Origin of the sequence: Aeoliella fuhlenseeensis (assembly GCF_052161615.1) — a bacterium.
Classification (GTDB): Bacteria; Planctomycetota; Planctomycetia; order Pirellulales; family Lacipirellulaceae; genus Aeoliella.
In genome coordinates this window covers 5895910-5909401 of sequence record NZ_CP197417.1, presented here as the reverse complement: position 1 = coordinate 5909401, position 13492 = coordinate 5895910, and the positions used below count along the sequence as shown (strand labels likewise).

Here is a 13492-nt window from a genome sequence, read left to right as displayed (position 1 = left end):
GCATAAGGCACCCTACGCGTGGGAATTGGCAATTTCTTTAAGTCGATGCTCGAAGGGGGCAAGGTCGACGTCCAGAAGCGGTACGAGTACCTCCGCGAGGCGGTGTCGGGGACGATGAGCGAGTTCTACTTGGCTCGCGATCGTCAGACCGATCAGCTCGTTGGGCTCAAGATTCTCGACATCGACAAGACCACGGCGCTCGAGGCCCGTTTCAAAGGTCTCGACAAGCCGAGCGAGGGGAAGATTGCCAGTTCGTTTAGCCACCCGCTGATCGTCACCACGCTGCAGTACGGTACGACGACCAACAATCAGCAGTTCATCGTCATGGAGTTCCTCGACGGCCCAGGGCTTAACTCGCTGATCGTCGGCAAGAGCAAGCTGCTCGATGGCAACCGCCTAACGCTGGTGCGACAGATGGCCGAAGCGATTAAGGTGGTACACGACGCGGGTTACATTCACCGGGACATCTGCCCCCGCAATTTCGTGTGCAGTAAGGACGCTACATCGCTCAAGCTCATCGACTTCGGGCTTACGGTGCCGGCGGAGAAGTCGTACATGCAGCCCGGCATCCGCACGGGGACGCCGAACTACATGGCCCCCGAAGTCGTGCGGCGTAAGCCGACCGACAAGCGGCTCGACATCTTCGCGATGGGGGTGTCGATGTATGAGATCTTCGCCTTCGATCTCCCCTGGACCCGCGGCAGCGACGGCCTCGCCGCGATGGCGCATGGTGGCACGAAACCCAAACCGATCAGCGCCCACTATCCGAAGATCGACCCCAAGCTCGACGCCGCGATTCTAAAGTGCATCGAAAACGAACCCGACGACCGGTTCGGCTCAGTGGACGATTTTCTGAAGGCGATCAAGGGGCTTAAGTCGGAAGACGCCGCTTAACCGATGGTTTACTTGTGGGAGAGCCCCCTCACAAAGTTGCTGGACCCCCCGGCCCTGACGGGCCCAGATCGCCTGGGGTGGGAAAAGCGTCTGCGAGTGTGCATTTCCCGCCCAAAATGCCCCCTTTTCCACCGGGGGGAGACCGTCTATACTTCCGGGCTATCGATTTGTTCCGATCATTGGCCCTCCAGTGGCCAAAGCTAGCGAGACCGTCCGATGACCATCGACAAGAGCCTCAAAGTTAAGCGTGGCACCAACTCCAACCGCAGCGTGATGACACGCGTCGAGCGGCTGCGAATTCTGCTGGACAATGGTCGTTGGTCGGAGGGCGATTCGCCACTTGGCATTCCCAAGACCCGCGTTCGCAAGCTGGTCATGAAGAAAAAGAAGAAGAAGACCAAGGACGACGAGAAGTAATCGTCGGACCCTTCTGCGGCGGCCTGCTATTGGTCACCGCATTGTTGTCTCCGCTACCTTCTTTCTTACATCTCTTCGAGCTTCGCCTCGAGCGTTTCAATGGCCGCCGCGTTTTCGCGATCGGTTTCGCTCAGCTGCGACAGCCGCTCCCCCGCCAGTGCTTTCGCGCGCGACAGCGTCGGAAGTTCGGGGGTCTTGCCCGGGTGGTCGAGCTCCACAGCGTCGAGGTAGATCTCGACGAAATCTCGCTGCTTCGCCAGTTGATCGAGTTCGCGAATCACCGGCATTAGCTCGGAGAGCGTCATGCTACGCGAGCTGACGAGTTTCGCCTCGACGCCTCGCAATCCATGCACGTAGCCCTGCACGCGGGCGTTCAGCTCGGCGACGTTAATGTCGACATCGTTCATGACGGGCGACTTGCTCAGACCAGCCGGCCGCATCGCGACGCGCGAAGTCCGCTCGCTGGTGACGACCGTCTCGTCGTCGGCGAAAGGATTGCCCAGGTCAATGGGCTTGGCCGACGGGTGACGCTGCCACACGCTGGCTTCCTGCTTGGGCTCGACTTCGGGCTTCACGGGGGGAGTCGAAGCAACGGATTCGGGAACCACCGGCTTTGATGCGTCCGTGGCGGGAGACGCCTGCTCGGCAACAGTCGACGGTTCGGGTGTCGTCGCCTTGGGCGGCGTGACTGGCTTGGGTGCCGCCGGCTCAATGGTCTCGGGCAGCGCGGGCGTGTCTTGCGCAACAACGGGTGCCGCGGCCTCTGTGTTCGGCGAAGCAATCCGCTCGGCAAACCACGGCAACTGGGGCATCGACTTGGTGGCGCCAGGTAGCGAGCTCTGCAGCGACTCTTGAAGCCACTCGCGCATCTGCTGCACGTCTTCGGCGGTCTTCGTCGAGTTGTTCCAGCGGTCGAGCGCTATGGCGAGTTGCTGCGTACGCTCGTTGGCGTCGCGTCCGTTGCGCTGGCGGATCATGCGAATCTGATCACCCAGTTGGTTGACCAGGGGCTGCAAGTCGCTCGTAGGCTCTTGGGCCGAGGCAACTTCGCTCAGCGAGATGGTGAGCAGCAACAGCAGGCTTAGGATTCGCGATAGCATGGCAATTCGTGGGGCAAACGTGATCGAGCGGGGCGACGCTGCACGCTCTCCCGCCGGGGTCTTCTGGAAGTAGAATAACCCCTGTGCGCGGCGCGTGTCACGTAAAACTAGACCCATCGCTACCGAAGTCAACCACCTCCGCTCCCACGGCCACCAACCCTATGCATTCGCTCCTCCGATTGGTTCTGGTGGTAGCGGTTGTATTGGGTGTGCCGCTGCTGACGGCCGCGTTGTGGAACGGCCCGCTCGAGCGATGGTTCGCGGCCTGGCACGACTCGCCTCCGCCGACGGCGTGGATTGTTACGGCGCTGGTTGGCGTGCTAGCGGCGGACATCTTGCTGCCCATTCCGTCGGGCCCCGTGATCACCCTCGCCGGGGCCGAACTGGGCGTCCCGGTGACGGCCGTGGCCGCTTGGCTTGGGCTGATGCTCGGTGGCACCTCGGCGTTTGCCATCACCAAGCGCTGGGGGACGCGACTCGCCGAGCGGTTCGCGGCGCCGGAAGACCTCGCCAATCTTCGCACCTCGGCCCGCGAACACGACGTGTGGCTGCTGCTCGTCACTCGCCCTCTGCCGATCCTCGCCGAGGCAACGGTGCTGCTGTGCGGTGCGCTCGACACCTGCTGGTCGCGAATGCTGTGGACGCTCGCCGTAGGCAACGCCGCGGTCGCCCTGGCGTTTGCCTTCCTCGGCAGCCAAGCCGAAGAGCACGAATGGATGACCGTGGCGATCGTGCTGTCGATCGTCGTCCCGCTCGCAGGAACATGGCTCGTGAGGCAGCGTCTGAAGCGACGGTCGTAGCCGGGCTTGCAAGAGTTCGGGCATATTAGGAACAGGAGGGAACGGAGATAACAGAGAAGAAGGAAGGAGGAGAAAGAATGCTAATCCTCGCCTATCTTCGCTAGTGAATGATTAGCGTCGATTAGCGCAGATTAGTGTTCCTGATTTCTTCTTTGTTGATTATCTCTGTTCTCTCCGTTTCCTCCTGTTCAAATCACTTCTCCTCTCCGCTCGCCCGAACTCTTGCGAGTCCGGCTACAGCTACTCGAACAATCTTAACTGGCCGGTGGTGACGCGGGGTGGGCGGAAGTGCGAGGCATCGAGTGGCTGTGACTCGGTGTCGAATCGGTGCTTCGCGCGGAAGACGCGGAAGGTTTGCTCGATCTGTCTAGCGATCTCACCTTCGCCCCGCATCCGCGAGCCGAACTTGCTTTGGTAGAGTTCGCCTTCGCGGGTGGTGCGAATGCGCGACGCGACTTTCTCGACGCGATCGGGGTAGAACCGCTCGAGCCAGCCGAAGAACACGTCGACCACCGTCAGGGGCAGTCGCAGCAAGATGTAACTAGCGGTCGAGGCCCCCGCTTCGCGTGCCGCGGCAAGAATCGCTGGGATCTCGCTGTCGTTGAGACCCGGAATTACCGGCGCGACCATCACCCGCGTCGGCACGCCGGCCGCGGTAAGCTCGCGAATAGTTCGCAGACGTGCCTCGGGCGAACTGGTGCGTGGTTCCATCGTGCGAGCGAGTTCGGCGTCGAGCGTTGTGATCGACACGGCGACTTGCGCGGCGCTATAGTGCGCAAGCTCGGCCAGCAGGTCGAGGTCGCGGGCCACCAAGGCGTTCTTGGTGACGATGCCCATTGGCTGCCGGCACTCGGCCGCCACGGCCAGGCAGCCCCGTGTTAGTTCGTACTCGCGCTCGACGGGCTGGTAGCAATCGGTGACGCCGGACATCGAAATCCACTCTGGCTTCCACGCGGGCCGAGCGAGCCACGCACGGAACAACTCGGGGGCGCGATGCTTGACCATCACCTTGGTTTCAAAGTCGAGTCCAGCACTCAGGCCATAATACTCATGTGTCGGCCTCGCATAGCAGTAACTACACCCATGCGAGCATCCGCGATAAGGGTTCATGCTGTAGCGGAAGGACACATCCGGGCTGTTGTTTTGCGAAACGATCGACTGCGACTCGTCCGGCAAGTAAATGGTCGCCGGGCGGGCGAGTTGGGCCATCAATTCGGTGTCGTCGGCCACGTCGTCCCAGTAGGGTTCGACCTGGACCGACACGTACCGATTGGCTGGTTGGTTCTGGGCACCGCGGCCTTTGATCGGTTCGTGGGGAGCTGGTGAGGCGGGCATGAGTTGAGTGTACAAGAAAACACATTTCGCTGCAAGAAGTGCGGTAAAACGCGGGCTTAGAAGAATTCTTGGGAATTCCGCAAATCGACATTGACGGTCCCTCGCCAGGGTTCTATTCTCCGCCCCGTCAGGTGACACCTGACAGCGAGCCACCAGAAGTTGGACGCCTCAAAAACGCCGGCTTCAGGTTGCTCTTGCGACCGGAGGGGAATCTCGGTTACCCTCACAACCCGGCTGCGGAGGCGATCCTCCTAAGCCGCGCAAGTGTTAAAGCTGTTGGTGGCAACGGGAATCCGTACCCACCAATTTGATAGACTGCTGTAGCCTCACGCCCCTGGCGTTGCTAACATTACATCACTGGCGTCACTCAAGAGCATCTCTCCCCCCACACGCTCTTGACGACGTCCGCCCTAGCGCAGGCGAGAATGCGTCCAATCGCTCCCGGAAGAGTTTGCCGTCCTTTGCCCCCCTGGGACGTGGCTTTTCTGGGAGCTTTTTTTATGCGCCCACGTCTCGCATAAACGCTCATCTTCGCGTTTACCTCTTCGGCGCGTCCCGCTACAATCCGCCACCCGCTGTGGAACAGGGAGTGTTTCTGCGCGGTGTGCTATGTCTACTTTCAATGGAGTAATTGGCATGGATGCCACTCGCCCTCTCCGGGGCTCAAACGAAACTCACGCTGCGTCTCGCGTTAACCTGCGCGACGAACCGCTCGACGAACTCGCTCAGCTTCGCGCCGCGCGCGAAGTGCTGCGGCTCGAAGCCGTCGCGGTCTGGAAACTATCGACTACTATCGATCACTCGATCACCGATGCCATCGCCCTGGTGCTTCGCAGCACCGGCAGTGTGATTGTCACCGGCATGGGCAAGGCGGGGCTCGTCGGGCAAAAGATCGCGGCGACGCTCGCTTCGACGGGCACACCGAGTCATTTCATGCATCCTGCCGAGGCGTTCCACGGCGACCTTGGCCGCATTGGCAAGCAAGACGTCGTGCTGATGCTCACGCAAAGCGGCGAGACGGGCGAAGTGGTCCAACTGCTTCCCTCTCTACGCGATATGCAAGTTCCCGTGATCGCGATCACCGCCAGCCGTCATTCGAAGGTCGGCCGCGCCGCGACGTGCGTCATCGAGCTCGGGCAACTGGAAGAAGCGTGCTCGCTGGGCCTCGCGCCGAGCACCAGCACCACGGCGATGCTCGCCCTGGGCGATGCGCTAGCGATCGTCATTAGCAAGCTCCGCGGTTTCAAGGCTGAAGACTTTGCCCGCTTCCATCCAGGTGGTAGCCTTGGCTTCAAACTCAGCAAGGTCGAAGACCACATGCGTCCACTCGCCGAGTGCCGAGTGGCAAGCGACAGTAAAACAGTTCGCGAAGTGATCGTCAGTTGCAGCCGTCCTGGTCGACGATCGGGTGCGGTGATGCTGGTGAGCGACTCGGGCGAACTGACCGGCATCTTCACCGACAGCGACCTCGCGCGACTCGTCGAGAGCCGGCACGAGCAAAAGCTCGACCAGCCGATCCGCGAAGTGATGACCAAGCAGTGTGCGCGAATCGCCATTGGTGATCGCACTCAGCATGCGATCGACATCCTGGTCGGTCGGAAGATTAGCGAACTGCCCGTGGTCAACGCCGAGGGGCAGCCCGTGGGCATGATCGACGTGACGGACGTGGTGGGTGCTTCGGACGCGGCCCACGATACGGCCACCGATACACCCACGGAAGAATCGCCTACGATCCGCGTGTTTCCCGAGTCCCGAACCACCGCCGAACGACGAGGAGAAGTCGCATGATTGGACGATACTTCCGAGCCATGGTGTTGCTCGTACTGGTTTCGACTACTTCCGAAGCCCAGCAGTTTCAGATCCAGCCGGGCTCGGCAGCGCCCTACGCCGAGCAATTTGGCTCTGCCGCCGACATCGACGTTTCGATCAATCCGAATATGGAAGTCCGTGATTTCGACGTTGATATGAAAGATCAGCCCGAGCTCTACGAAATTGACCAGTGGTCCTACGCCGAGCCTGAACGTCATTTGGCCGGGACCTTCGACATGCTGGTGTACGTGTACGACGTGCCGTTGCCGTGGGATCCGACGATGATCGAGCGCGTGAGACAGGCCAAGGTGGTGGATGAAGAAGCAACTTTTCCTCTACCAGTGCGATTCGCAGGGCGGTGTAGGGGTGTGGAAACGGTTAAAAGGCGCGGTCCCGATCCGACCGTCTTTGTCACGTCACTTCCTGAACGCAACCAGTCTGACCGGTATAGCGACCTGCCCCAGGGCGAGGAGCCGTTTGTAATACTCGACCTCGCTGAAAGCGAGCACTTGGGCATGGTTCCTGGTTCCTGGAGACCTTAGTTTGCTCACGCTTCTCTTTCTACTTCTGGTCGCGTCACTCGCTAATCTTCGCAAGTCTTTAGGGTCCACTCGAACGAATATCAACAGACGCCTTACGGCGGCCGCTCGCCGGATACCTTAGCCCCACGTACTGTACTCCATGCTTGCACGCATCACCCGCAGCGCTATCACGCTCGCCACGCTCGTCGTGGTGTACCAGGTGTACGTGCTCACGGTGGCCAGGGTGGTCGAACCGCCGGCGGTCGAGCGGTCGGTGAAAACGATCGACAAAGAGACGCGTGATGTCAGCTACGATGCGATTGGGCGCTATCAAGCATTGCTGGCGGCTTACTTTCCTGAGGGGCATTGGGCGCTGGTGTCGCCGCCCAAGGTGATTCGGCTCGACAAGCTCATGCTGGTGCTCAAGGACTATCGCCGGCATGACGATGGCAGCGTCGACCTCGACCAGTGTGCCGTGCTGATTCTGCCGGACGAATGGGAGTTCGGTGAACCCTCGCCTCGCGAGACGGTGATTCTCGAAGCCCCCGGCGGCGCGCATTTGCAGTTCGACGAAGACTTCCAGCCGACGCGTGGCAAGGCCGGCCGAATTGTCGAAGGCCGCTTTCCGGGCGAAATCGTCATCCGCAGCGACATGAAGCTCCCCGGCACCGACGACGACCTGTTAATCGTCACTCGCGACCTATCGATGAACGATCACCTCATCCAGTCGGAGGCGGAAGTGCAGGCTCGCCTTGGGGCTAACAAAGGGGGCGGGCGTGGGTTGCGAATCCGTTTGAGTCGCGACAATCACATCAAGCGAGGTCCGAGCATCAATGGGGTCGAGTCGCTCTCCATCCGCGAGAACGTCCATCTAGAAATGGAACCGAATGGCGTCGACCTGTTTGGCGAAGAGAAGCCCCAGGACCGCATGGTGCGTGTCGATCAGCAGGGGCAGCAGCGAGTGATTCACCTCGCCACGGCCGAGATGCCTCAGCCTCAGTTCGAGACCCCGGTGGTTGTGAAGTGCCAGGGTGCGTTCTATTTCGACCTGGTGCAGTACGTCGCGTCGTTCGAGCAGCAAGTCGAGGTGCGACGCCAGCGGCTGAACGGTCAGTTTGATAGCCTCGACGCCAACGAACTAGCGATTCAGTTCTCGCCTGTCGACGAGAAGGGCATTCCGATCGCGAACGACGATCCCGACATCGCCCGCCGGCAGAGCAAGGCGCTTGGTAAGTTCAAGCCCATCGGAATTACGGCGACTGGACAACCGGTGAAGGCCTACGCGCCGATGCAGAACGCCTCGGCTCGCGCGGGACGCATTCACATCAACCTCTACGCCCGGCGTATCCGACTCGATCAGATGGAAGAGGTGGTGCTGTGTTACGGGGCGAGCGAGATTCATGCCCCGTTCATCGAGTACCAAATGCCACCGGAGAAATCGCCGCAAGCGGTGGGCGAGTTGTCGATCGCCGGGCCGGGATGGCTGCGTGCGGTGCCCGACAGCGAGCGTACCGATCGCATTGTCGACGTGGCGTGGAAGAAGGCCGCGAGCACGCCGTTTCCCGTGCAGCTCACTCGTCGCAACGGCCAGCCGATTCTGGTCCTGAGCGGTCAGCCCGTGATCGACGCCCACCGACTCGGACGCATCGCTGCCGAGCGGATGGAAGTCGAACTCGTGGAGGTCCCCGCCGATGGTCCCGACGGCCCCGCGCTCGAAGTGGCGAAGGGCGAGGACAAGCTGGCGATCATTCCGCAGCGGCTCTTGGCTTCGGGTAGCGTGGCGTTCGCTTCGCCCAAACTCACCGGCCGGACGCATCAGCTCGAAGGAGCATTCCAACCTTGGGAGCCCGCGCCGCAACCGGGTGCTGGTCTGGTGAGCGACACCGCGCCGACGAACGATGCTGCTGCGGCTGGCACTGGCAACGGCGCGCTAAGTCTTGATCCTTCGAGCAACGAACAAACCGGCTCGCAGTACGACTTGGCCGCCAATCAGATTCATCTCGATCTCGCACTCAGTGGCAAGTCGGCGGAACCGACCGCCGTGTCCTGCGATGGCTCGGTGGTGCTCCGTGAAGTGCGGGGTGCCAAGCCGGGTGAAGAGCCGATGGAGGTCCGCGGCAACCAACTGCTGGTCCGCGATCTTCAGGAATCGGCGAAGATCACCGTCATCGGACGCCGCGATCCACAGCTTGGCGGTCCCGGCACCGCGACCATCAACGCCCGCGGCATGACGCTCGCCGCCGAACGCATCAACGCCGACCAAAAGCTCGGCAAGTTCTGGATCAATGGCCCGGGCATGGCCACGATGGACGTCACCGGCGAAGCCTTCGGCCAACCGGCTGGCACCACCACTCCTGTGTCGCTCACCTGGCAAACGGGTCTCGACGCGGCCGGCACACGTGTCGTGGCGAGCGGTCGGGTGCTCATCGAGAGCCAGCATGGCTGGGCACAGGGCGACCGTGCGATCGCGCTGCTCAACCGTCCGCTGTCGGTGGACCGCGACGCCGCGAAGACGAAGATCGACGTCTCCCAAGTGTCGCTCGAAGGCAACGTCGTGGGCGACTACGTGGGTCGAGACGAGACCGGCCAGACTTCGCACGAGAACTTCCAGCTCAAGTCGATCGCGTACGATCGCGTCACCGGCAACATTCAAGGCTCGGGCCCCGGCGTGCTGCGTTCGGTGCGGTGGTCGGATTCGTCATTCGGGTTCGAGGAACTGGGCGGCGCGGCGACCCAAACCCCCAACGCCCCCAAGCCGCCGAGCAAGCCCGAGCTTCGCTTCCTGCGTGTTGACTTCGAGAAAGGCTTGTCGGGAAACGTCAACCAACGCGTGGTGCGATTCCACCAGCGCGTGCGAAGCGTGTACGGCCCCGTGGCCGACTGGCAGCAAGAGCTACCACTGCACGCCCCCGATCGATTGCCGGTCGACACGGTGACGCTGGCGTGCGAGACGCTCGAAGTGAACGAAGACCCGCTCGGCCGTCCTCCGGCGGGATCGAAAACCAAGATGGGCCCGCTTGAGATTCGTGCGATCGACAACGTCGAGATCGAAGGCCGTTCAGAAAAGAACGGCACGTTCCAAGCTCAAGCCGTCACGGCCAGCTACAGTCAGGCGAAGGACATGTTCATGCTCGAAGGGGACGGGCAGCAGGATGCCGTGATTCGCACGCGCGATCCAGCCACGGGTCGCTACTCGGAGACCCCTGCCCGCTCGATCGCCTACTGGAAAACAACCGGCATCGTGAAGCTCAACGACATCCAGCGCCCAGTCGACATCCAGCAGTTCGCACCGCGAAACGCAACACCGGCTGCGACAACGCCACGCGTAGGGCCTATTCGTTAGCTATGGACGGCACTGCTGGCGGGGCCAACAGCGGCACCCATTTATTCGCTAGCCCCGCCGCGCTTCAGTCCCAGCAACCAGTCGTAGAACATCGGGTTGTCGTACGTCTGGGTCCACGAGTCGTGACCGACTTCGGGATAAATGGTAAGTCGAGCGTTGCCACCTGCCTTGTTCACGGCGTCGACCATTGTGCGGCTACCGGCGACGGGCACGACATTATCGGCTTCGCCATGGAACGCCCAGATGGGTGTGGCTGCGATTTCGCTGGCGATGCTCGAAGGATTCCCGCCGCCGCAGATTGGCACTACTGCAGCGAAGCGATCAGGGGCAGCGGCGACAACTCGCCAGCTACCAAACCCACCCATGCTTAGGCCGGTGAGGTAGATGCGGTCGGCGTCGACGTTCAGTTCCTCCTCAATCTGGTCGACGAGTGGCAGGAGCACTTCGGGACGCCATGCCCCGCCCACTTGGCCAAAGCTGCCAGGCTTTGGGCACTGGGGGGACACTAGTACGAATGGAAAATGCTTCCCCTCGGCGGCCTGCTTGGGTGGGCCATGCTTGGCGACTCGCTTCAGCTCGTCACCCCCGGCACCGCTTTCGCCTAGCCCATGCAGGAAAATCACCAGTGGCACCGCGTCGCTGTCGGCTTTGTAATCCTTGGGCGTGTAGAGCATCAGCGGAACATCGACATTCTTAGGCGTGGCGTCGGAGGTCTCGATTGCCACGCTGGTTTCGATCTGCTCGCCCGGCTTAGGGGTGAGACCCTCGCCCGCTGCCAGCACTGCAGGAATCGTTGCAATTACCAGGGTCATTACGAGAGCCCGACGCGAAATCGCCATGTTCCATCTCCCAGAAGTTGATATAAGCCGCCACGGTTGCGAGCGACTCGTCTGGACACCCAGCGGCCGCTGCCGCAAACTGTTATACCTGAATTCCCACCATGCAGTTTCAAGAAGAGTAACACCGTGTCCTACTTCATCGGCGTTGACGTTGGCGGAACCACCAGCACCGTGGCGATTGGCGACGCTCACCGCAAGATCGTGATGGTCTCCGAGCAATTTGATACCAACTCGGCCGCCGGACCCGGTCCGTTGGTCGAGGCCGTGGTCGAGGCCATCCTCGGCGGCGTCGAGCAACTCGGTGGCACCGGCGCCGACATCCAGTCGACGTGCATCGCGACCCCCGGTCCGGCGACGCTCGATGGCGTGCTGCTCAAAACGCCCAACCTGAAGGCCGAGTACTGGGATCGCTTCAACATCCGCCTGGCGCTCGAGGAAGGTCTCGCATCGCGTTCGCTCAGCATTCCGGTGCGTTACATCGGCGATGGCCAGGCCGCGGCGCTCGGCGAGTACTCGGTGCGTAGCGGACTGCTGAAGTACGACGCGATGCGTGGCGAGTGGTCGCCCGACAAGAAGCTCCGGTCGCTGTTCATGGTGATCGTCGGCACGGGGCTTGGCGGTGGCGAGGTTCGCGATGGCCAGGTGGTGCGTGGACTCGAAGGCCGCGCCGGCCACGCCGGTCACTTGCATCTGCCGCCGTACGCGTTTCGCTACGAGCACGATCGCCAACTGATGGTCGGCAATTCGCTCTGCACCGTCGAGTCGGCCGTCTCGCTCACGGCACTCACCCATCAGCTTGGCTATCGCCTGGAGCTCGAAGAGTGGCACGAGCATCCGCTCAACAAGCAGCCCGGGACGGTACGCGATAAGGCCAAGCGGTTACGCGAACTCGCGGCCGCCGGCGACCCCCTGGCGCTCGAACTGTTCGACGACCAAGCCCGTGCGCTCGGCATCGCCCTATTGGACATCAATTACCTGGGCGACTACGACCAGATCGTCATTGGTGGCGGCGTGTGCGATCTGTCGGCCGAGGTCCGCGATCGCTACCGCATGCACGCCGAAGCCGCGTATCGCACTTACGCGCTCGATGGTTTCCGCAACCTCGACCACTTCGAGTTCTCGGTGTGCGGGGATGCGGCACCGGTGATCGGGGCCCTCGCGAGCGCGTATTAATCAGGGTTGTTCGTGTGGGAGGCGGGTGCTTTCTTGTGGGAGGCGTCTCCAACGCCGAATATCGGGCTCGGAGAGCCCTCCCACAATGGGTTCGAGCATCGGGCTCAGAGAGCCCTCCCAGAGCTAGTTCGCTACAGCGTCCAGGTGGTGATCTGCACCACCATCGCCGCGAGGAACATGAAGAACAGGATCCACAGCGCGTTTCGCCACGCGTTGTTCAGGATCGCACCCACCTGCTCGTGACGCGTCGCCGAATAGACCAGGCTCACGCTCACCACCAGTGGCAGCGCGTACCACAGCCGCTCGGTCATGGCGGCCAGGGGGAGCAGCATCAGCAGTTGGGCGAGCATGGTTGGTCGGGTCCGGCGAGGGCTACGTGGCGGGTTCGGGTGGCTTGGCGGTCACGGGGGCGAATGGTCCCCAGCGGGCATCGCAGATCGCCAGCACGTTCAAGAGGCCCGCGATCATCGTGTACACAGTGCCGAGCTCAAACATGTAGTTGAGATCGTGGTTCCACTTCTCACGCTCTGTAGCGTGGAAGACCGTCTCGCCGGCGTGGTCCTGAGTTTGGAAGAAACGCTTATTGCGCTCGTCCGACGATAGATCCGGAAAGAACTCGCGAGCTTGATCGGGCGTTAGCGGTGGGCGCTGGAAACGGTCGCCAAACCAGTTGATCGGCGGCTTGCCACTCTCGACTCGCCAGGTTTGGATGTACGCCGGAATCGCCGCGAGGCCCACCGGCACCTGGCACAGGTAGTGCCAACGGGATTGTTCTTCCATCAGATCGCGGAACGCTTGGCCGTTGAATCCGCGGGGGATTGGTAGCCGCGTAGTCGACGCGTAAACCACCCGCCCATCGCCCAGGTACATGCCGTAGGCGAAGGTGCTGAGGATGGTGACCATGAACAGCAGCCCCTTGGCGGTCCGTCCCTGGTACAGATGCCCCAGGCCCGGAACCAGCCACCCCAGGAACGCCGCGAAGCGGGGATCGCGGAGCTCGACGTCGTATTGCTCCAGCGAAGCGCTGGCGTCGGGGTTGGTCGTGCTATCGGCCATGCGTCGAGTCGAAAAGCGGGTGGGGGCAAGGGAGCCGCAGACAGTAGTTCGTCCGCGAGGGACCCCTTATTGTGCCCCACGGGTGCATTTTTGGCCAGATCGCCCCAAAAGCCCGTGTGAGCCGGGTCGTCCCCGACCCCGGACCGTCGATGGTGAGTGTTTTACTGAGTTCGGAGATCCGTGAGCGCGAACGCCACGGCTCGTT

12 protein-coding genes are annotated in these 13492 nt (G+C 62.0%); 7 read left to right on the top strand and 5 right to left on the bottom strand.

Going from position 1 to position 13492, the window contains the following annotated elements; translation table 11 throughout:
* The first annotated feature begins 18 nt into the window (after nucleotides 1-18).
* On the top strand, nucleotides 19-894 hold the full coding sequence (locus tag SH292x_RS23245) for a serine/threonine protein kinase (RefSeq protein WP_442483414.1): 876 nt from the start codon (nucleotides 19-21) through the stop codon (nucleotides 892-894).
* A 216-nt stretch (nucleotides 895-1110) separates the two neighbouring features.
* Complete coding sequence (locus SH292x_RS23240; protein WP_442483413.1) at nucleotides 1111-1311, top strand: small basic protein; 201 nt, start codon at nucleotides 1111-1113, stop codon at nucleotides 1309-1311.
* A 65-nt stretch (nucleotides 1312-1376) separates the two neighbouring features.
* Here the strand turns inward: SH292x_RS23240 and SH292x_RS23235 are convergent, their stop codons facing one another.
* Nucleotides 1377-2411, bottom strand: coding sequence for a hypothetical protein (locus tag SH292x_RS23235; protein ID WP_442483412.1), 1035 nt, complete (start codon nucleotides 2409-2411; stop codon nucleotides 1377-1379).
* Nucleotides 2412-2572: 161 nt separating this feature from the next.
* Between SH292x_RS23235 and SH292x_RS23230 the strand changes: the two genes are divergently transcribed.
* Nucleotides 2573-3211: a TVP38/TMEM64 family protein gene (locus SH292x_RS23230; protein ID WP_442483411.1), complete on the top strand. Its 639-nt coding sequence runs from the start codon at nucleotides 2573-2575 to the stop codon at nucleotides 3209-3211.
* A gap of 240 nt (nucleotides 3212-3451) precedes the next feature.
* Here the strand turns inward: SH292x_RS23230 and SH292x_RS23225 are convergent, their stop codons facing one another.
* Nucleotides 3452-4546, bottom strand: a complete 1095-nt coding sequence (locus SH292x_RS23225; RefSeq protein ID WP_442483410.1) for a PA0069 family radical SAM protein — start codon at nucleotides 4544-4546, stop codon at nucleotides 3452-3454.
* 636 nt (nucleotides 4547-5182) lie between these two features.
* On the opposite strand from SH292x_RS23225, the gene SH292x_RS23220 reads away from it, so the two are divergent.
* From SH292x_RS23220 to SH292x_RS23210, 3 genes are all read left to right on the top strand, one after another.
* The gene (locus tag SH292x_RS23220) at nucleotides 5183-6334 is read left to right on the top strand and encodes a KpsF/GutQ family sugar-phosphate isomerase (RefSeq protein WP_442483409.1); all 1152 of its coding nucleotides are present in this window, start codon (nucleotides 5183-5185) and stop codon (nucleotides 6332-6334) included.
* Nucleotides 6331-6897: a hypothetical protein gene (locus SH292x_RS23215; protein WP_442483408.1), complete on the top strand. Its 567-nt coding sequence runs from the start codon at nucleotides 6331-6333 to the stop codon at nucleotides 6895-6897. The genes SH292x_RS23220 and SH292x_RS23215 overlap by 4 nt, the downstream gene beginning before the upstream one ends.
* Before the next feature lie 139 nt (nucleotides 6898-7036).
* On the top strand, nucleotides 7037-10219 hold the full coding sequence (locus tag SH292x_RS23210; RefSeq protein WP_442483407.1) for a hypothetical protein: 3183 nt from the start codon (nucleotides 7037-7039) through the stop codon (nucleotides 10217-10219).
* Nucleotides 10220-10260: 41 nt separating this feature from the next.
* Here SH292x_RS23210 and SH292x_RS23205 read toward each other — a convergent pair whose 3' ends face one another.
* Nucleotides 10261-11058: a prolyl oligopeptidase family serine peptidase gene (locus SH292x_RS23205; RefSeq protein WP_442483406.1), complete on the bottom strand. Its 798-nt coding sequence runs from the start codon at nucleotides 11056-11058 to the stop codon at nucleotides 10261-10263.
* 126 nt (nucleotides 11059-11184) lie between these two features.
* Here SH292x_RS23205 and SH292x_RS23200 point away from each other — a divergent pair, with 126 nt between their 5' ends.
* Nucleotides 11185-12231, top strand: a complete 1047-nt coding sequence (locus SH292x_RS23200; RefSeq protein WP_442483405.1) for an ROK family protein — start codon at nucleotides 11185-11187, stop codon at nucleotides 12229-12231.
* 131 nt (nucleotides 12232-12362) lie between these two features.
* Here SH292x_RS23200 and SH292x_RS23195 read toward each other — a convergent pair whose 3' ends face one another.
* Both SH292x_RS23195 and SH292x_RS23190 read right to left on the bottom strand, forming a co-directional pair.
* A complete protein-coding gene (locus SH292x_RS23195) occupies nucleotides 12363-12581 on the bottom strand; it encodes a hypothetical protein (protein WP_442483404.1) in 219 nt (72 codons plus the stop codon).
* A 22-nt stretch (nucleotides 12582-12603) separates the two neighbouring features.
* Nucleotides 12604-13287 (bottom strand): DUF6677 family protein, encoded by a 684-nt coding sequence (locus SH292x_RS23190; RefSeq protein WP_442483403.1) that lies wholly within the window; start codon nucleotides 13285-13287, stop codon nucleotides 12604-12606.
* Nucleotides 13288-13492: the final 205 nt, after the last annotated feature.